Origin of the sequence: Pseudodesulfovibrio sp. 5S69 (genome assembly GCF_037094465.1) — a bacterium.
Taxonomy (GTDB): domain Bacteria; phylum Desulfobacterota; class Desulfovibrionia; order Desulfovibrionales; family Desulfovibrionaceae; genus Pseudodesulfovibrio; species Pseudodesulfovibrio methanolicus.
In genome coordinates, this window is the sequence record NZ_CP146609.1 from 3,473,719 (window position 1) to 3,491,537 (window position 17,819).

Below are 17,819 nucleotides of genomic sequence, written 5' to 3' on the forward strand. Positions count from 1 at the left end.
GCCATGTACGATTTTCCGCTCCTCACCGCACTGATTCTGCTCCCGCTCCTCGGCGGGTTGGCCGGGCTGTTCTTCCACCGCCAACCGGCCCAGGCCCGGTTCATTTGTCTGACCGCCGCTCTGGCCGAACTGGCCCTGGCCCTGGTCCTTTTGCCGGAGGTCTTCGACGCGGGCATACTGATCGAGCGGTTCGACTGGATTCCCTTGCTCCGCGTACAGTACTCCCTGGCCATGGACGGACTGAGCTATATCCTGGTCCTGCTCACGGCCCTGCTCGGCGTACTCGGCATCCTGACCTCCTGGCGCGAGATCCGCGAGGGCGTAGCCGTGTTCCACTGCCTGCTCCTGGCGGCCCTGAGCGCGGCCATCGGCGTGTTCCTGGCCCGCGACCTGCTGCTCTTCTACCTCTTCTGGGAGGCGCAGCTCATCCCCATGTTCTTCCTCATCGGGCGGTTCGGGCACGAGCGGCGGCGCTACGCAGCGCTCAAGTTCTTCGTCTTCAGCATGGTCGGCGGCCTGCCCATGCTCCTGGCCGTGGTCTGGCTTATGCTGACCGGGGTCGATCCGTCCCTGGCCGCCCTGGCCGCGTCGCCCGTGTCCGGAGCCATGCAGGGCTGGTGCGCCGCGGCCTTCATCCTGGCCTTCGCGGTCAAGACCCCGCTGCTGCCGGTTCACACATGGCTGCCGGACGCCCACACCCAGGCCCCCACGGCAGGCAGCCTGCTCCTGGCCGGAGTCCTGCTCAAGACCGGGGCCTACGCCATGCTGCGCTGGGCCATTCCCCTGTTCCCCCAGGCCGTGGCGGCCGCCGCCCCCTGGCTGGCCGGGCTCGGGCTGGCCGGGCTGTTCTACGCCTCCTGGACCGCCCTGGCCCAACAGGACGCCAAGCGACTGGTGGCCTATTCCAGCGTGGCCCACATGGGGCTGATCACCTTCGCTCTGTTCGCCTTCGACCGCACCGGCCTGTCCGGCGCCGTGGTCATGATGGTCAGCCACGCCCTGACCACGGGCGCGCTGTTCGTCATGGTCGGCATGCTGGCCGAGCGCTTCCACTCCCGGCGGCTCTCGGACTTCGGCGGACTATGGGGGAAGATGCCGGTATACGGCGCGTTCATGCTCTTTTTCGCCGTGGCCTCGGCCGGACTGCCCGGCCTGTCCAACTTCGTGGGCGAACTGATGATCATGCTCGGTTCCTTCAAGGTCTACCCGGTGGGCGCGTCCCTGGCCTTCTTCGGCATCGTGGTCGGCCTGGCCTACGTCCTGCGCCTGCTGCGGGGCACGGTCCTGGGACGGCCGGGTCCGCTGACCGAGTCCGGCGGAGCCGCGGACCTGAACGGTCGGGAAATCCTGATCCTGTCGGTCTTCGCCCTGGCCGTGCTGTTCATCGGCGTCCACCCCGGCCCGCTGCTCGACCTCATCCGCGAACCGCTCAACGTCCTGGCGACAAGCAGGCCGGTCTAGGCAGAGGGAAGCGACCATGCACGATATTCTCCTCTTCGCACCGCATCTGCTGCTCACGCTGGGCATCCTGCTCTGCTTCGTCCTGGGCACGCTCTTCAGACGGCCCGTCGGGCTGTACGGCGTGACCCTGGCCGCCACGCTCCTGGCCGGATCCTTCGGCCTGGCCGTGTACCCAGCAAGCGGTCCGGTCCTCCCGGCCCTGAAGCCGTTCCTGGCCACGGGCATGCTGACCGCCTATTTCCTGCCCCTGATCTGCGCCCTGGGCATAGGCGTGCTGCTCTTCTTCGGAGCCGAGCTCAAACGCGAAGGGCGCAAGCACGACGACGAGCTCTACGCCCTGTTCCTGACCGCCCTGCTGGGCGGCATAATCCTGGCGGGCGGCCGGAACTGGCTGGCCTTCTTCCTCGGGCTGGAGTTGCTCTCCCTGCCGCTCTACATTCTCATCGGCCTGCGCAAGGACAGCGGCGGAACCGAGGCCTCGGTCAAGTATTTCGTCATGGGAGCCACGGCCAGCGGCGTGCTGCTCTTCGGCATCGGGCTTGTCTACGCGGGCTCGGGCAGCCTGGATATCGCGCACAGCCTGCACGCCCCGGAGGGCGGCGGCACCGTGCTCATCGGCCTGGGCATGATCCTGGTCGGGGTGGCCTTCAAGCTGTCGCTGGCCCCGTTCCACCTCTGGGCCCCGGACGTCTACCACGGAGCCCCGGCCTCGGTGGCCGCCCTGCTGACCTCCATGGTCAAAGCCGCGGTCGGCGGCGGACTGCTGCGCATCGTCCTGGCGCTGGGCCCCGAGTTGTGGCCCGCCACGGTCCCGGTGCTCTGGGGGCTGGCCGCCTTGACCATGCTGGCCGCCAACCTGGCCGCCCTGGCCCAGACCAGCCTCAAGCGCATGCTCGGTTTCTCCTCTGCCGCGCACATGGGCTACCTGCTCATGGGCGTACTCTGCGTGAACCAGGCCGGGCCGGGCCCGGTCATGTTCTACGCCGCCGCCCTGGCCGTCATGGACCTGGCCGCCTTCGGCGGGCTCTCCCTGCTGGACGACGGCCCCGAGCCCGTGGACACTCTGGCCTCCCTGCGTGGCCTGGGCCGGACGCGCCCCTGGGCCGCCGGGCTACTGGCCGCGGGGCTGGCCGCCCTTTCCGGTTTGCCGCCCACGGCCGGTTTCACGGGCAAGCTGCTCCTCTTCCGGGCGACCATCATGGGTGGCTACAACTGGCTGGGCGTCATCGGCATCCTGGGCGCGGCCCTGTCCGTGTACTACTACCTGCGCCCCCTGGTCGCCCTCTACCTCCGCGAAGGCGATGCACCGACGGCCCCGGAGCGGCTGTCCATAGGGGGCGGCGTGGCCGTGTTCCTGGTCCTGCTCGCCCTCCTCGGCCTGGGAGTCGCCCCGTCGCCCATCCTGCAACTGATCCCCTAGCAACTCGAATAGCAACGAAAAGCAGGACTTCGAGGCTTCGTTCGGAGCCCTTATGTCCTGCCGGCCGTCGGATTGCCGCGTGTTATTCCTTTGCAGAAAAAACAAAGGACAGACTGACCAGTCCCCTGCAAAGCCCACCCGCCTCGAATGTCAGGTATGCGGCCCGTTGATGATGCCCCGTGGACATCCTTGACCGCCCTTCCACTTTCCACGGACTCCGGAACATGCAGTTTGCACTGCGGGAAATGCGGGGTCAGGGGGCCGCACCAATAGTACATATCCACCTTATCGCATTTGATATGCTGCATATCCCATAAAAAAAGGCCTGAAAGGAAAACCTTCCAAGCCCTTGCCATATCTTGGTGGAGCCGCAGGGGGTTGCATCCGGGCCCTCTTGCGCGCCCTTCAAAACAGCGCGGACCAACACCCTTTTTCATGCCTTTTTTAACAGCCCCCGCAACCTCTCATTCCCTGCGGCTTTGGTCGCGGCACCTTGTTGTGCTCGGGAGGATTGTCGCCCGAAGGCGGTAAACCACGTCAGGCGGGAATCAGAGGTACTGCCAGACCTTGCCGATTGTTGTCTCCATAACGGCAACGGCGCAAAGATCGCTGTAGGCGATTTCGACAATCTCAGCCCGAAGCTTCCCCTCCCCCTGCCTTTTGTTAAAGGCCTCCATTACTGCAATGGAGTCACTGCGGGTGCGCGATCGCGGAGAGCTGCCATCGTGCGTCCGGGGGTGGTAACCCATGAAAATCTTTTTGACCTTTTCCTGTTCGCTGTCCATATCCTGTCCTCGTCGGTTTGTGGCCGTTCCGTGTTCGATCCGAGGCCGGCGTCCTCCGGCCCGGGGCTTAGGATTTCCCCCAAGTTTTCCCAGCCCGCGCTTGGCTGCGCACACTGCGAGCCCGAGGCTCTGTTTGCCATCCTATTCGCACCGTTGTAAAGTCCCGCGTCTTAGGGGCGGCCCGCAGTAAAAACTCCCGCTGATGGAGATATATCAAACGTGCCCCAAGCCAGAGGGGGTACCCCCTCTGGCTTGGCCTGCCAAGCGGCGTAGTCCGCTCATCTGTCCACCGTAAAAACGTCGCTCAGTGGTTCAACAAAGCGGCCACGCTTCCAGTAACGGCTGGGGCACCAATTCGGGCACCGCTTCCCATGGTTACATAAATCCGGGGAAAAGCCACAACGATTACACGGGAACGGAAGAGGGCCGTTGCTCCTCGGCCTCCCATGTCCAGGCTGCATCCGGCTTGCCGAACGACCTGTTCACATCCTGCATATTGAACGGCACCCCATAAAACCTGGCGTAGAATCCCGTCGCTTCCTTGAATATATCGAAGGGGCGCTCGCCCTGATGCATTTCATTGGCAATATTCATCAGCCCCAATATCCACTTGGGACAGCCGAAATCGCTACTCGGAATCGGAGAGGTATAAATGCGTTTGTTCTGCACCGCGTCTATATCAAGGCCTTTCTCCACGCACTCCTGATAAAAGTCCACCGGGGAGTTGGAAATGAACGCCGAAATAAAGATGATTTCCGGGTTCAGATCCTCGAGCGTCTTCAGGGGGATGCTCATGCCTGGACGGCCACTGACCGTGATCTCCCGGTTGACGCTGATCCCGTTGCATATTTCCACCAGGTTGTTTTCGAACCGCTCGCCCTTTATGCAGAACTGCGGCTTGCCCATCGCATAATAGACTCTGGGCCGGGTACCCCGCTCCAGACACACGGCCCGGACCGATTCCGTCTTCTCTTCCAGGTAGGCCGCCAGGATATTGGCCGAACCCTCGCGGTGTACCAATGAGCCGAAGAAGCGTATCATCTGAACATACTTCTCCACCTGCTGGATGTCATGATGCAAGTCGTGCATTTTCCCATTGCATAGCAGATATTCCCAGACCTGGATGACCTCGGCCTTGCTCTCGACGCCGATGGCGATCAGGATGGATTCAACTATTTCAAGGGCCCGCGTAAAGGGATAGCCCCCTTGAAAATCCTTTTCCCGGAAGTCGCTGATGTTGACCTCCCCGCGCACATCGAGAGGATGACGGCACTCGGGACAGGAAATGCGCTCCTCCTGCCCCCAGGCAGGGGTTTTCAGCCGTGCCCCCATCGGGCCGTAAAAATCCCTGCTCAACACTGTTTCGCCGCAAGAGGGGCACACGGTGTCCAGCTCCTTCGTGCCCGGAGAGTTGAACACGTACACATGAGGCAAAAGCGCGCGCATCTTCCGGCTGAGTGCCTCCGTTTCCCGGATCAGCGGTTCCTGTCCAGGGTCGGCCCCTTCCAAAGGGATGAAACGCATCACCTGCAGAGGAATTTTCGGTGATATGTCTTTGATAACGGCACACAGATCCAACAATTCCGCGGCATTGTCCTTCCTATGGATACAGGCGAGTTCAATGTGGACACCCCCCTGGTGCAGCATGTTGATATTTCTCAATACGGGCGCTACCCCCTTGAACCCCGCACAGGCGCGGTATCGCTCGTCCGAAAGGCCTTTGATCCCGATATTGATGAAATCCAGGACCGGCAGTAGCTTGTTGACGGATTCCACGGAAAAATACCCGTTCGAAGAGCACCCGACGTAAAGGCCATTTTCCTTGGCCAACTCCGCGACGGCAAGAAACGTGTCGAATGCGGCCAAAGGATCATTCATCAAAAAGGCAATGCCCAGGCACTCGTCATGGATGGCCTTTTCCACTATCTGGCCGGGGGTAAGCTCCTGCAGAGCCCTGCTATCCGGATTCATCTCCCGCACGATCACCGTGGAAATGCACCCCGGGCAGTCGAAATTGCAGCCCACGGTGCTGACCTGGAGAAACCGCCCTCCGGGGTGGAAATGCAGCATGGGCATGGTCTCTATCCGTATGGGGCACGCCATGATATACCTGTTCGGAAACAACTCCGAGACAATCCCGTGCCTGTTCCCATAGCGGCCGCAACGGCCGACGCCGCCCGACGGAATCGGACAGGCGTTTTCGCAAATACGGCACACTTGAACGGAAGTGTTGTCGGACATTCTCACATCCTCCCCGGCTTATAGATCTCGACCCAGGTACCATAATCGTCATCGGTGATATTGTATGTATTGACGCCTAATTGCCGCAGTGCGTCCTCGACAAGGCCGCCTTTCTTCCAACGGGTCCGCTCCGCCAGGACGTCCGGTGGCCAGACCGGACGCATCGCCTTGACATCCTCAAGCGTTTGGAGGTGGCTGAATCCGCACCCGACCATCGCATTGCCTCCGGGGGCGAGCACGCGGAAAATTTCCCTAAAGGCCGACGGGAGGTCATCCCAAAACGGAATCGCCCCCCGGCTGAGGATCAAGTCGACGCTCTCATCGGGCAAAGGAAGCTCTTCCACCGGAGCTGTCACGAACCGTATGCGACCGTCGGGAACGCCATGCAGGGTACAGTTCTCCCCAGCCATATATATGGCTTCGGGTTCGGCATCCAGGGCGGTGATCTCCAGGTCCGTGATCTTCGACAATTCAATGACAAGCGCGGCGCTCCCCGTTCCGATATCAAGGCACGTCCCTTCGGTCAGGCCATACTTGTCGACGATCTCGCGAGCCAATAACGGATACATCGCTGCGAAGCGATGACCCTTGGTGTATCTGTAGAAAGACTTGTCCTTTTCCGGTATGGGCATGATTGATTCTCCTCCTTGCCGGGCGGCGGTCGGGTTTCCGGAAGTCTTGATCACTTCACGACAGATGACGGGGGGGGCCAGGACCGGCCGGCCGCATCAGGCGCCGACGCGCAAAGCCTCGCGTAAATCACCCCGGGAACGCATATCCTGAAATTATCGGCATACGGCAGGACAAAAACCCTTGCTCCGTAAAGTTCATACAGATTTTCCTGCGTAATGACGTCGTTGGGTGGGCCGTCACTGTGAACCACGCCGTTCTTAAGCATGATCACATGATCGGAAACCCAAAAGGCATGGTCCGGGAAATGCGTGGATTTGACAAAGGTATAGCCCTCGCCGCACAGCTCGTGCAGTTGCTCCAACAACTTGACTTGATTGCCGTAATCGAGCCCGTTGAGCGGTTCGTCCAGGATGAACACCCGGGCGCCCTGTGCCAGGGCGCGGGCAATGAGGGTCAGTTGCCTTTCCCCGCCGCTGATCCGAGTGTACGGCTTGTCCCGCAAGTGGAGAATCCCGGTTTTCTCCAGGGCGCCGAGCGCCTCTTTCTCGTCCTCTTTTGAGTACCGGCTGATAAAACTCTTGTGGGGCATCCTCCCCATCATGACCACGTCCAGCACAGGATAAGAGAAAGGAGCGCTGTGCACCTGGGGAACATACGCCACCTGCCTGGCAAGGCTTTTCCTGCCGATCTGCCCGATGTCCACACCGTTCAGCAATACCCGCCCCGTTTGCGGCGCGAAGATGCCGAGAAGGAGTTTAAGCAGCGTGGTCTTGCCGCATCCGTTGGGTCCCAGAACGGACACCAGCTCGCCCTTGGCGACGCTGAAGGAGACACCGTTCAGGACAGGGGTGTCGGCATAGGCAAAACCGATATCTTCCACACGCAACACCGTCATCTATTTCCATCCCTGTTTCGCATTTCCCATGATGATGGAAAAAAACGGTATTCCGACGAGCGACGTGATGATCCCCAACGGAATTTCCACATTCAGCAGAAGCCGCGACAGATCATCGACAAGCACGAGATAGATGGCTCCGACAAGGGCGGTCGTCGGGAGCAAGATGGAATTGTTGGGGCCCACCAGCATTCTGCCGATGTGGGGAATCACCAGCCCCACCCAACCGATCAACCCTCCGATCGCAACGGTAAGCGCGCTGATCACGGTTGCGACGAAGATGAGGCACAACCGGACCACCCTTACGTTGATCCCCAGAGTCCTGGCCTCCTCGTCGCCCATGCTGAGCGCGTTGAGGTACCGGGACATGCTCAGGATGCACGCTATCCCAATCAGGATCGGCAAGGCGGTGTAGGCGACCGTCTCCTTATCGACAAGAGAAAGACCACCCATGAGCCAATAGACGATGGCCGGCAATTGATCCGTGGGATCCGCCGTGTATTTGACAATCGAGAGCAGCGAAGTAAACAGGGATCCGCTTATTATCCCCCCGAGGATAAGCACCGTCAGCTTGTCGCCATTGTAGATTCCGGCCAGGAAGACCGCCATGCATACGGCCACAAGGCCTCCGCCAAAACTCAGTAGCTGAACTTGAAACCAGGAGTTGCCGATCAGCATGCCGAGCGCAGCGCCGAACGAGGCGCCGGGCAATACCCCGAGAAGCCCCGGGGAAACCAAGGGGTTGACGAACATGGACTGGAAGGCCGCCCCGGAGAGGGACAGGGCCGCCCCGATCACTGCCGCGGCGACCAGTCGCGGGGCGCGGATATCAAAAAGGACATTGGCCACCAGTTGGAGATGGCCGGGGTACGGGCCCCCGTTCCGGAAAAACCCGTGCCGCAAGACCAGCCCCATCTCCTTCAGGGAGATGGGATACTTTCCCAGTGACAACGACACGGCCAGACACAGGACCAGGCCGAGCGCCAACCCCGTAAGCAACAGGGACCGGCTCCTCCAGCCGCGAAAAAGGTGCGCTCTCCTCCCGGCAAAAGGTCGAGGCAGTCTCATTAGGAGGCGCTCATGAGTTGTCGCGCGTCCTGGGCAGATATGTCCTTTTGTAAAAACAGATGGAAGAACTCACGGCATTCCTGCTCCATGTCCCAATCATAACGGTCCGGGTAGAGGATGTCGGCGACCCACTTCAGCCCCAGTATCCGCATGAAAGACGGTGGGCGGTCGAACCAGTTGAAGGGTCTCCGGGGGACGAGATAGACGCGGTGATTCTTGACCGCCGGGATGCTTTTCCATCCGTCGGACGAATAAATCCTTTTATAAAAATCGGGTTGTTCGACAAAAATGACCTCCGGTTGATAGGCTATGACCGTTTCGAGAGTCACCTTTTCTTTTCCGTATCTGGTCAGGACGCCTCCGTGGTGCGCATTGATTCCGCCGGCAAGGGGAATAAGCTCGGCATGGATTGATGCGCCGCCCTCCGTCCGCAGCCCGTCGTTGCCTTCCGCATAATAGACTTTCACTCGCTTTTCCGCAGGGATTGAAGCTGTTACAGCCTTTACCCGGGCAAACGTTTTCCGGGTGTAATCGGCGAGTTCCTTTGCCCTGGATTCCCTGCCGAAGATATGCCCCAAAAGTTCAATCGCCTCCGGATATTGATCCAATCTGTCAATGACGATGTTCGCCACCGGAATATTGAACTTTCGGAGAAAGGCCTCGAACTTTCCGCTCAACGGATTTGATTTTCTGCCGATAACGATGTCCGGGTTCAGCGCGACGAGCGCCTCCAGGTTGGGCGTCTTGCCCTGGCCGAAATATCCGCCGATAACGGGCAGATTCAAGGTGTGCGCGTCAATATACTTGTCCTTCAAGGGGAAATTCAACCCGGCCAGGAGCATCGGATCGATCGCATAAACAAGCATGGTTTCAGGAGGTGAAGCTGCATACACCGTCTCTATCGTGTCCGGGATCGCGACGACGCGGCCCGTCATATCGGTGATCCGGCGGGCCCACGCTCCCCCGGCAAGCAACAGGACAGAGGCACAAGCTACGGCCGCAAATGCAATCAGTCTTTTCGTCACACAGGTCATCACGCGTTCTCTCTGCTTGGAGTTCGATCGCCGGTTCGGCACTTGGATACACCGCTCCAGGCGTAGGCATTATGCCCTACGTTCCATTCTGCCAATCCCGTCACGGCGTTGACTGTTTTCGTGATACAAGACCGAACCCCGGCGCCCATCCGCAAGATCGCGATGCAACGATGCCTATGGGATCGGCATCATGGGAAAAATGGGCACCGAGGTCGCTCTCCGTTCATGTGGCATGTGGACAAGGCACGGCGCAGGCATGCCCCGTTCATGTACCGAACCGGGCATGCCGCTCATCCCGCCCGGACCCGGCTTCAGAAGGTGAACCCGAGCCGGGTGATGATCTGATAATCCTCACCGAGCCCATAGCGGCTGGTCTGCTCGGGGCTGGAGGAGTAGCCGTTGATGTACCGGTAGACGACCAGAGGCACTCCCACGGACAAGTTGCTGTTTTTCGATATCTTCCAATGCACGCCGGGCGTGATGTAAATGGTATGGCCCCCCGATGAGTTGTCGGCCGAGCCATCATACCACTGGCGTTGCTGGTCCACTCCGTTGAGCTCCAACTCCACATCGAAGTACTTGTTCAGGGCATATCCGTATCCCAGATCATATTTGAACTGGTTGCCCACACGTGAATTGTGAGCGCCTTCCCCCGTGACGGTATACATAAGATGCGCGTCCACTCGGGACCGTCCAAAAATCTTGGTGGCTCCCAACTCGAACTTCGGATCCCACGATCTCGTGCCGAGCTGTCCGGCGGGACCGATATACTGGTGCGTATTGGAGTAAGGCAAACCGTTTTCATGGTCGGCATCGCCGGTGGGCAGCTTGAGGCCCGCGCCAAAGGCGAGATTCAACCAATCTCCGCTCCGTTGAGTCATCAGCGCGTACCGCCCCATAACAACCACGTCCCCCAAGCCGGAGACCGTATCCGTATCCCACGGTTTCAAGAGGTTGCCCGGCTTGCGTTTGACTTGTTTATCCCAATACGGAATCATAATGCGCGCTTCGAAATTTTCGAACAGACCGGCCTTTGCCGTAAGCTGCAAAGACTGATTCACGCGATCGTACTTGCCGCCGTAATTCCCGTTCTTTTTCGTACTGCCGTTATACAACGAGTCTTTATGCACGTATCTATACTTGACATTGGTTACAATCTTTCCCTTGGGAAGCACCATGCCATTTGACATATTCACAAGCCCTATGCACTTGGGCTCTTTATTGGATGGTTTAGCGACCATCACCTTCCCAGCCTTATCGCCTCCAGCCTCAACCGACTCCGCATATGCCCGATGTAGCCCCCCGACCGTCATCAGCCATGTACAGATAACAAAAAAAATCACACTCTTTTTCACATCAACCTCTCATGATTCGCGCCGTCCATTGAATAGATCTCTGGAATCGGAATGTTATAATCTAAAAAACAACTTACAATGCAGACACTATACAACACACAGTTAGTAATATTTTTCAATACACCTCACCATAATCGCTATCTTATCCAGAATTGCATTAATCTTATTTGACAATAACTATTAAATATTTTGCTGAAGACTACATACGCAATCGATTACTTCATGGCAATTGAGTCACGGGTTTAACTATAATCGTGCTACAACCGCCAATACAGAAACCGATTAAAATGTATGGCCCTCGCCGCGGGCAGAGACAGAGGGCGCTCCAACGGGATCAATCGCCAGCGACGCTTCGCCTCACAAAAAGAGGCCCGGGAGACTATCTCCCGGGCCTCTGCAATGTTTGATGGTTTGATTTCAACCGCAATCGCCGTCCTCATAAGGCCTTTAACGGCAGGAAGCCGATGGAGATATATCAGGCGCGATCCAAGCCAGAGGTGCCCCCTCTGGCCCGGCCCCGCCAAGCAGCGTAGCCCGTTAAACCGTCCACCTATAAAACGCTGCTCAGTGGTCCAACAAAGTGGACCCACTTCTCAGATCTGCATTGAACTCTCGCAGACCTACTTCGAGACAGCCTGCACCCGCCACAAGGCCCTCGCCAACTGGACCCTCTAACCACCCCCATCAACCAACGCGCAAAGCATCCGCCATGCCAAACAAAAAATCGACCACGCAAGCTTTCTCAACTTACGTGGCCGATTTTCTCAAATTGAATGTCAACTTACAGTCATTCAGGACAATCTGGCCGCCCATTATGAAGACCCAAAGGCTATGGTTTCGACAAAAGGAACACATAGCGGACATATTCCAACTAGCGCCCTTCGGAAACGAAAAAAGGATTCCAAGTATTAACTTGAAATCCTTATTTTTCTCGTGGTGGAGCTGGAGGGAATCGAACCCACGACCTCTTGAATGCCATTTTTGTTGGCACTCAACCCAATCAACACATCAACCAACTAATTAAACAGGACTTATTTGCCGCCAAGCCTATTCGAAACACGCTGTAGCATGGTGTGCGGAAAGCGCGAAATGTCGTCGTTTTCGCATGGCATCGGGAAAAAAACGGACACATAACGGACACGAGACGTGTAAAGTCTCCCATCTTAGGGCCAGCTAGTAGTAGAGACTTCCCGCCGATGGAGATGCCCCCGTTTTAGGTCCGGGCTTGTGTGAGTTCCCGGCGTCTTTCCAGCCCATCCATTCCGGGCAATTGCCCGGAATGGATGGCGAACTCAATGGGCGTCAGGTTGCCTAGGGACGAGTGAGGACGACTCTCATTATAGTCTCGTCGCCACGCCTCGACTTTACGCTGGGCATCCTCCAGAGACAAGAACCAGTTCACATTGAGGCATTCGTCTCTGAAACGACCGTTGAAAGATTCAATATATCCGTTGTCTGTAGGCTTTCCCGGCCTGGAGAAGTCCAGCTCAACGTGGTGTTCATAGGCCCATTTGTCCAAGGCCTTTGACGTGAATTCCGGTCCATTATCGCACTTGATACGAGTTGGCAGTGAACGATCACGGGCTATCTTTGCCAGCACCTCTGTTACATGCTCACCCGTAATACCCTGGCCGGCTTCAATGGCCAGACTTTCCCGCGTATAGTTGTCGACCACCGTCATCAGCTTGAGCCTACGGCCATCAAAAAGGGCATCGCTCATGAAATCCATGGACCACACCTCGTCTGGCCGCGTCGCGCTTTCTGTCTTTTCACGATGCATTGCGCTCACGATGCGTTTGGGCCGCTTGCTGCGCAGCAACAGTCCCTCCTCCTTATAGATTGTGGTTGATTTCCCAGCCTTCTCGACAGAGTAAAACGTGAATGCGCCGATAACCATATCGAACCCTGGTAGCGGCGATTTCACAAATTCTCATGCGGAGCTCGGCCTGATCGTCGCTTTTTCGTCGGTAGGTATACAGCGACCGGGATATGAGTGCGATGCGGCATGCACGACGGATGCTCACGTCGTAATCGCCCCGAAGGTCGTCCACCAACTCCCGGCGACGACCAGGCCTCAGAGCTTTTTTGACAGCACGTCCTGCAGCATGACCTTGTCGAGACTCAGATCCGCTACCATCTGTTTGAGCTTGCGGTTTTCCTCTTCGAGCATCTTCAGACGGCGAAGCTCACTGGTGCCGAGGCCGCCGTACTTCTTTTTCCAGCGATAGAAGGTCTGCTCGCTGATCCCCATTTTGCGGATCACTTCCTTTACGGGAGTCCCGTGCTCGGCCTGGCGCAAGGCAAAGGCGATTTGTTCTTCAGTGTGCCTTGATTTCTTCACGACGAAATCCTCCTACTTTCTGATAGTCGATTTCGCCGTAGAACTCACATTGTCGGTGGACCTATTTCACGGGGGCAGGTCACCATCAAGGTCAAGGCGAGCGCCACGGTCACGGCTGCCGACTTCAACGACATGCGGAAATTGGCAGAAGCAGGTGGAGAGAATTTTGTGCTGGGCATGGTTTTGTATGACGACGAGAAAACTTTGCCGTTTGGCACCCAGATATATGCCGTCCCGATATCCAGCCTGTGGCGTAAATAGAAACGGCTTACGATTGATCCCGTTTTCACGCAGGGGCCTCAACAGCAGCTCACGGTGAGCCACGCAATAGTCTATGGAGGCCGTTAACCCCGTCGTGAGACCAGTCTGGCAAAGGCGAAAAGGGCCCACATCGCTCCCGGCACGACGATGCACAACATCAGGAAGAGGACGCTCACTGCCAAGCTGCTGCTGGCGGCCTCGGCAACAGGCAGCCCGGCCAGCATGTACAGTGAGGCCTGGCCGATTTCCACGAGGCCAAGACCTCCTACGGTCTGGAGGGGTACGATACCGACCAGGGTCATGCCGCTGGCAACGGCAATGGCCGCCACCGGACCGACCGCTATACCCAAACTCTGTATCAGGCAGTAGATTACAATGAAATACCATGCCCAGATGACCACACTCTGCATCAAGAGCGTCGTTCCGGACACCGTCTGCTCTTCATCAAAACGGGCGACAGCTTTTTCAAGCATCTCGGAAAAGGAGCGCAGAAAGCCCAAACCGGGGAGCAGGGTCAAGAACCGGAACACTTTGTCGGCCAGGGACAAGATCCGCACCGGCGAAAGCAAGAAAAAAGCCACCCCCAGAATGCCGGCAACACCGATATACACTTTTAGCCAGGCATACTGGCGCATGGCTACCCATCCGGCACAGAGGATGAAGCTGATGGCCATCACGCGTAAATCCCACAGCCTGAACCGCAAAAAAACGCCAAGCGTCCTGTCAAACGGGGCGTACAATTTCATTTTGGCGAGCCAGAAAAAAGCGACTTCCCCCAACCGGAACGGCAGAATCTTGATCAGTGCCTGACAAAGAAAGGCTACTTCCACCGCCGAGGCATACATAGGGCCGCTTCTGCCCTCTGCATCCGGCAGTAACGTAGCCAGCCGAAGACCGGACACGCATTGCAGGACCACCATGCAGGCGGCCGCCCCCCCCAACCAGAACCGGTCAACGTGGCTAAGCAGTTGCCTTAAGAGGCCCAGGTCCGCACTCCATGCCACGACAGCCAACAAGACTACGGAACCCAGCAATGAAAACAACACCATCTTGACCAAGTTGCCATGCTCGGCCCTTCCCTGGGGATCATTTTGAATGGCATTGTTTTTCATCAATCATCCTGAGTTTATATACCAACCACCTTATACCATAGACAACATGGGAGGCGATAGCATCGGGCAACGGGCTGCGCAAGGAGAAAACTCAAAGGCGATGCCTCATGACAATATAATTGGAAACCAACACTTGGGCATTGTAGCATTTCAGGCTGGCCCAATTGTTCTCGTAACACACCTTACCCATGGACAGAAAAACCACAAACGCTTACTACACCTTCATGTGCATGACCGATATCTGGCTCGTTATGCCCTGCTTCAATGAGCGCAACCGGCTTTCCAGGGAAAGTGTCGATCAGTTCCTTGCCTACGCACCGGACGGGCACCTCTGCCTAGTGGATGACGGCAGCAGGGACGGGACACACGAACTCCTTCTCGATCTGCAGCGCCGCTCTCCGGACACGGTCACGGTACTCCGCCACACCTCGAACAAGGGGAAAGCGGAAGCGGTACGCACAGGTATCCTGCACGGGGCAAGCAAGTCCGATCATGCCTATGTCGGCTATTGGGACGCTGATCTGGCCACCCCGTTTTCGCAACTGCCCCTTTTTTTTGCAGAAATGGGAAAGACCCCATGCGGAGAAATCTTCATGGGGTGCCGCCATCAACGATTGGGAACAGCCATAGAACGAAAGTGGACACGCCACTATTCGGGCCGCGTGTTCGCCACAGCGGCTTCACAGGTCCTCGGCCTCCCCGTGTATGACACCCAATGCGGGGCCAAATTGCTCCTCCGGGAAACGGCAGTACCCCTCTTTCAGGAGCCCTTCCTGACCACCTGGGTTTTTGATGTCGAGCTACTGGCGCGTTTCCTTGCCGCCAAAGGACGACAGAAAGCGCTCGACGCCATTAGGGAAATCCCGCTTGAGCGATGGACTGACATTGCCGGTTCCAAGGTTTCGCTCAAGGCCTATTTCACAGGGGCAAGAGACTTGATCAATATCGCGCGGGAATATGGTTTCAGACCCGACCCCCGCCACACTCACTAAAGGTTGAACGCATGCTGAACGGCAAGAAGGTAGTCCTGGTCATGCCCGCCTACAACGCGGCCAAGACCCTTCAAAAGACCTATGAAGCCATCCCCAAAGGCTTTGTGGATGACGTGCTCTTGGTGGATGACAAAAGCCAGGACAATACGGTTGAACTGGCCCAATGCTTGGGCATCAAGACCTATGTCCATGCCCAAAACAGGGGCTACGGTGGCAACCAGAAGACCTGCTACGCCAAGGCGCTGGAACTGGGCGCGGATATCGTGGTCATGCTCCATCCCGACTACCAATACACGCCCAAGCTTATCCCGGCCATGGTCTCGCCCATTGCCGAGGGCGTGAACGACTGCATGCTCGGCTCCCGCATCCTCGGCAAAGGAGCGCTCAGGGGCGGCATGCCCATATACAAATACGTGGCCAACCGATTCCTGACCCTGATCCAGAATCTGCTGATCAACGAAAAACTTTCCGAGTACCACACCGGCTACCGCGCCTTTTCCCGCGAAGTGCTGGAACGGCTACCGCTGGAACAGAACAGCGACGATTTCATTTTCGACAACCAGATGCTCTGCCAGATCGTCTACGCCGGATTCCACATCGGGGAAGTCACCTGTCCCACCAAGTATGAAAAGGAATCCTCTTCGATCAGTTTCCTGCGTTCCTGCAAATACGGCATAGGTGTGCTCCGGTGCTCAATGGGAACCTTTCTGCACCGCCATGGCATGAGGAAGTCGCCTCTGCTGGAACCACTGGACAAGGCCTGAATGTCGATCCCACTTTGGCTGAAGCGAGGCTTCAATACTCCAACACAAAACGTTGTTAGACCACTAAAGACAAGGTTAAAGAGGTCCTCACGGGAGTGAGTCTGGGAGTCTATAGAATTTCGCGCAGCCAGTAGGCCTATATCTCTTTATTGAATCGTTTAAGTATTGAGTCGATTGCTAAGACAAAGTTAGCCTTTAGAGACTCGGGATATTGCAGCCATGAAGGCTCCCTTGAAGTGATCCCTGCCAAACCGGCTTGCCTGCGCAGAAATGGTAATAGGATCAAAGGTCAGGTCCGCTTCAAAGCGAAGAATGGCCTTTGCCAGGGATTCCGGGGTGTCCTGATTAAAGAATAGTCCATTTTTGTCTGTTATATAGTCGAGGGCTCCGCCTCTTGCATAGGCAATGACGGGCCTGCCAGCAGCCATGGTCTCGATGGGGACGATCCCGAAATCTTCTTCTCCGGGGAAGAGCAAGGCTTGGCAACCTGCATACAGTCTTGCCAATTCTTCACGCTCAACCTCGCCACGGAATTCCACCTTGGGCCCAGCCATCGATTTGAGGGCTTTCATTTCCTCCCCTTGGCCCACGACAACCAGCCGTTTGCCCAATTGTTCACAGGCCTTGATGGCCAAATCAGCACGTTTGTAGCGTACCAGTCTGCCCGCGAATAGATAATAATCGCCCGGTTCTTCGTTGATGAACGTTTTGAAATATTCCGTGTCAACCGGAGGGGGAATCACCTCGGCCTCGCATCCCCACCACCGTTTTATCCTGGCTGCCACCGCCGAGGAGTTCGCTACGATGGCATCCGCCCTTTTTGCCGAAAGGACGTCCCATAGGCGTAGATAGTGAAAGATAGGGATCATAAACAGTCTGATCAGAGGATTTGCCTCTGCCAGATAAGCATCCTTATGGTCCCAAAGATATCGCATTGGGGTGTGACAGTAGCAGATGTGTTTTGTCGTAGCCGGTGCGATAATCCCTTTTGCGGGGCCGGACTCCGAGGAAATGACCAAGTCGTACTCCGAGAGATCTACCTGTTCCAAGGCCAAGGGCATCAAAGGGAGATAATGTTTATAGAACCGTTTGCTGAAGGGCATCCGGTTGATAAACGTGGTCTTGATAGTGTGCTGTTCAAGGGTATGTGACAACTTGGTCGGGTCCACGCAATGAGTAAAAATATCTGCCTGAGGAAACAACTCACACAAAGCTTCGATGACCCGTTCACCACCCCCATTACGGTTGACCAACCAGTAGTGAACCAGAGCTACTTTAGCGGTATGTTGAGAAACAGTGGTCATCTGACAGAGTCTCCTTTTGTGATCATCATTGTATCCACGATAGAGAGATTGTCTTGGATACGCGTTATCCACATGATGTCGTCGAGCAGGACGAACCGGTCGTTTTCAAAAATCATCTTTAATCTACACATTAAGGGACTCTAAAAACAATTG

The 17,819-nt window shown here is 57.1% G+C and carries 13 protein-coding genes and 1 pseudogene; 4 read left to right on the plus strand and 10 right to left on the minus strand.

The window, feature by feature from the left end; translation table 11 throughout:
* Nucleotides 1-3: 3 nt before the first annotated feature.
* Together V8V93_RS16430 and V8V93_RS16435 are read left to right on the plus strand one after the other, a co-directional pair.
* Entirely contained in the window at nucleotides 4-1,461 is a 1,458-nt protein-coding gene (locus V8V93_RS16430; RefSeq protein ID WP_338667698.1) for a complex I subunit 4 family protein, read from the plus strand.
* A gap of 16 nt (nucleotides 1,462-1,477) precedes the next feature.
* Entirely contained in the window at nucleotides 1,478-2,881 is a 1,404-nt protein-coding gene (locus V8V93_RS16435) for an NADH-quinone oxidoreductase subunit N (protein ID WP_338667699.1), read from the plus strand.
* A 548-nt stretch (nucleotides 2,882-3,429) separates the two neighbouring features.
* Here the strand turns inward: V8V93_RS16435 and V8V93_RS16440 are convergent.
* The 9 genes and pseudogenes from V8V93_RS16440 to V8V93_RS16480 form a co-directional block, all read right to left on the minus strand.
* A complete protein-coding gene (locus V8V93_RS16440) occupies nucleotides 3,430-3,666 on the minus strand; it encodes a hypothetical protein (RefSeq protein ID WP_338667700.1) in 237 nt (78 codons plus the stop codon).
* Nucleotides 3,667-4,071: 405 nt separating this feature from the next.
* Complete coding sequence (locus V8V93_RS16445) at nucleotides 4,072-5,742, minus strand: radical SAM protein (RefSeq protein ID WP_338667701.1); 1,671 nt, start codon at nucleotides 5,740-5,742, stop codon at nucleotides 4,072-4,074.
* 167 nt (nucleotides 5,743-5,909) lie between these two features.
* Nucleotides 5,910-6,539 carry a class I SAM-dependent methyltransferase gene (locus V8V93_RS16450; protein ID WP_338667702.1) on the minus strand — a complete coding sequence of 210 codons (630 nt, stop codon included), beginning with the start codon at nucleotides 6,537-6,539 and terminating at the stop codon, nucleotides 5,910-5,912.
* Between the two features lie 50 nt (nucleotides 6,540-6,589).
* Complete coding sequence (locus V8V93_RS16455) at nucleotides 6,590-7,435, minus strand: ABC transporter ATP-binding protein (RefSeq protein ID WP_338667703.1); 846 nt, start codon at nucleotides 7,433-7,435, stop codon at nucleotides 6,590-6,592.
* On the minus strand, nucleotides 7,436-8,434 hold the full coding sequence (locus V8V93_RS16460; RefSeq protein ID WP_338667704.1) for a FecCD family ABC transporter permease: 999 nt from the start codon (nucleotides 8,432-8,434) through the stop codon (nucleotides 7,436-7,438).
* 68 nt (nucleotides 8,435-8,502) lie between these two features.
* A complete protein-coding gene (locus V8V93_RS16465) occupies nucleotides 8,503-9,537 on the minus strand; it encodes an ABC transporter substrate-binding protein (protein WP_338670201.1) in 1,035 nt (344 codons plus the stop codon).
* 311 nt (nucleotides 9,538-9,848) lie between these two features.
* Nucleotides 9,849-10,892, minus strand: coding sequence for a transporter (locus tag V8V93_RS16470; protein WP_338667705.1), 1,044 nt, complete (start codon nucleotides 10,890-10,892; stop codon nucleotides 9,849-9,851).
* 1,213 nt (nucleotides 10,893-12,105) lie between these two features.
* Nucleotides 12,106-13,233 (minus strand): annotated as a pseudogene (locus V8V93_RS16475) (IS3 family transposase).
* 344 nt (nucleotides 13,234-13,577) lie between these two features.
* Nucleotides 13,578-14,606 carry a lysylphosphatidylglycerol synthase transmembrane domain-containing protein gene (locus V8V93_RS16480; protein WP_338667706.1) on the minus strand — a complete coding sequence of 343 codons (1,029 nt, stop codon included), beginning with the start codon at nucleotides 14,604-14,606 and terminating at the stop codon, nucleotides 13,578-13,580.
* A gap of 188 nt (nucleotides 14,607-14,794) precedes the next feature.
* Here V8V93_RS16480 and V8V93_RS16485 point away from each other — a divergent pair, with 188 nt between their 5' ends.
* Both V8V93_RS16485 and V8V93_RS16490 read left to right on the plus strand, forming a co-directional pair.
* Complete coding sequence (locus V8V93_RS16485; protein ID WP_338667707.1) at nucleotides 14,795-15,598, plus strand: glycosyltransferase; 804 nt, start codon at nucleotides 14,795-14,797, stop codon at nucleotides 15,596-15,598.
* Between the two features lie 11 nt (nucleotides 15,599-15,609).
* Complete coding sequence (locus V8V93_RS16490; RefSeq protein ID WP_338667708.1) at nucleotides 15,610-16,362, plus strand: glycosyltransferase family 2 protein; 753 nt, start codon at nucleotides 15,610-15,612, stop codon at nucleotides 16,360-16,362.
* A 188-nt stretch (nucleotides 16,363-16,550) separates the two neighbouring features.
* Here V8V93_RS16490 and V8V93_RS16495 read toward each other — a convergent pair whose 3' ends face one another.
* Nucleotides 16,551-17,666 (minus strand): glycosyltransferase, encoded by a 1,116-nt coding sequence (locus V8V93_RS16495; RefSeq protein WP_338667709.1) that lies wholly within the window; start codon nucleotides 17,664-17,666, stop codon nucleotides 16,551-16,553.
* Nucleotides 17,667-17,819 lie beyond the last annotated feature (153 nt).

Coding starts and splice junctions, on each gene's coding strand:
- V8V93_RS16480 (WP_338667706.1), bottom strand. CDS start 14,606: ATGAAAAACAATGCCATTCAAAATGATCCCCAGGGAAGGGCCGAGCAT.
- V8V93_RS16430 (WP_338667698.1), top strand. CDS start 4: ATGTACGATTTTCCGCTCCTCACCGCACTGATTCTGCTCCCGCTCCTC.
- V8V93_RS16465 (WP_338670201.1), bottom strand. CDS start 9,537: ATGACCTGTGTGACGAAAAGACTGATTGCATTTGCGGCCGTAGCTTGT.
- V8V93_RS16455 (WP_338667703.1), bottom strand. CDS start 7,435: ATGACGGTGTTGCGTGTGGAAGATATCGGTTTTGCCTATGCCGACACC.
- V8V93_RS16485 (WP_338667707.1), top strand. CDS start 14,795: ATGGACAGAAAAACCACAAACGCTTACTACACCTTCATGTGCATGACC.
- V8V93_RS16440 (WP_338667700.1), bottom strand. CDS start 3,666: ATGGACAGCGAACAGGAAAAGGTCAAAAAGATTTTCATGGGTTACCAC.
- V8V93_RS16445 (WP_338667701.1), bottom strand. CDS start 5,742: ATGCCCATGCTGCATTTCCACCCCGGAGGGCGGTTTCTCCAGGTCAGC.
- V8V93_RS16495 (WP_338667709.1), bottom strand. CDS start 17,666: ATGACCACTGTTTCTCAACATACCGCTAAAGTAGCTCTGGTTCACTAC.
- V8V93_RS16435 (WP_338667699.1), top strand. CDS start 1,478: ATGCACGATATTCTCCTCTTCGCACCGCATCTGCTGCTCACGCTGGGC.
- V8V93_RS16450 (WP_338667702.1), bottom strand. CDS start 6,539: ATGCCCATACCGGAAAAGGACAAGTCTTTCTACAGATACACCAAGGGT.
- V8V93_RS16490 (WP_338667708.1), top strand. CDS start 15,610: ATGCTGAACGGCAAGAAGGTAGTCCTGGTCATGCCCGCCTACAACGCG.